The organism is Lysobacter olei, assembly GCF_054777355.1.
The window spans coordinates 1-1,235 of record NZ_BAAHAT010000018.1; the positions used below are offsets into that span (position 1 = coordinate 1).

1 protein-coding gene is annotated in these 1,235 nt (G+C 63.8%); it reads right to left on the reverse strand.

The features are described from left to right. Nucleotides 1-29: 29 nt before the first annotated feature. Nucleotides 30-1,168 (reverse strand): IS3 family transposase gene (locus tag ACYVBS_RS14595; RefSeq protein WP_460824494.1). Its coding sequence is split into 2 segments (ribosomal slippage): nucleotides 30-910 and nucleotides 910-1,168, totalling 1,140 coding nucleotides; the frame shifts between segments, so codons are not numbered across the junction. Nucleotides 1,169-1,235 lie beyond the last annotated feature (67 nt).

The following is a 1,235-nucleotide window of genomic DNA, read 5'->3' on the forward strand; positions in this document are numbered from 1 at the left end:
TGACCTGCCCCCGCTGTTAGGGCCACGAGCTACTTCGTAGAGTCCAAGGTTGCGAGCTTATCGCTCGATGGGTGGGTTGCAAGGGTGCCGCTCTCTCGGAGCATCGCGGCGAACTCGGCAGGCGTGCGCTTACCCAGTGAGCTGTGGGGACGCACCTCGTTGTAATCACGCCGCCAGGCCGTGATCGTTGCCTTGGCGTGGTCCAGCGATATGAACCAGTTTTCGTTGAGGCATTCGTCGCGGAACTTGCCGTTGAAGCTTTCGATGTAGGCGTTCTGTGTCGGCTTGCCCGGCTGGATCAACATCAACCTCACGTCGTTTGCGGCGGCCCATTGATCCAGCGCTCGGCCGGTGAACTCGGGACCTTGATCGGTGCGGATCGCGGCGGGATATCCACGGAAGCGACACACAGCCTCAAGGATATCGGCCACGCCCTGGCCGTTGATGCGCCGGCCCACTGCGATCTCCACGGCTTCCTTGGTGCAGTCGTCGACCACGGTTAGGCATTTGATCGGCTTGCCGTTGGCCATGGCGTCGAATACGAAGTCCATGGACCAGGTGTGATTGGGGCCGGACGGGATCTGCAGCGGACGCCGTTCGACCGCCACCCGCTCGCGCTTGCGCCGCTTGCGCACCGCCAAGCCCGCCTCGCGATACAGGCGGTGCACGCGCTTGTGGTTGACCACGAAGCCCTCGCGCTCGACCAGGATGTGCAGGCGCCGGTAGCCGAAGCGGCGACGTTCACCGGCCAGTTCGACCAGGCGTTGCTGCAAGCCGTCGTCTTTCCGTTGCGAGGCGTAGTGCAGCACGCTGCGCGACAGCCCGAGCAGGCGGCAGGTGCGACGCTCGGATATTTGAGTGTTGGCCCGCACGGCCGCCACGGCGTTGCGCCGTGCCTGCGGGCTCAGAATTTTCCCCGCGCGACGACCTTCAGGGCTTCGTTGTCCAGCATCGCCTCCGCCAGCATCTTCTTGAGCTTGGCGTTTTCCGCCTCCAGCGCCTTCAGGCGCTTGGCGTCCGGTACATCCATGCCGCCGAACTTCCGCCGCCACAGGTAGAACGACGCATCGCTGAAGCCGTGCTTGCGGCACAACTCCTTGACGGGGGTGCCGGCGGCCGCCTGCTTCAGGAAGCCAATGATCTGCTCGTCGGTGAAGCGCTTCTTCATGTCCGTCCTCTTCTTGGGAACGGACTCTACTTAAGTCAGGGTGGCCCTGAAAACCGGGGGCAGGTCA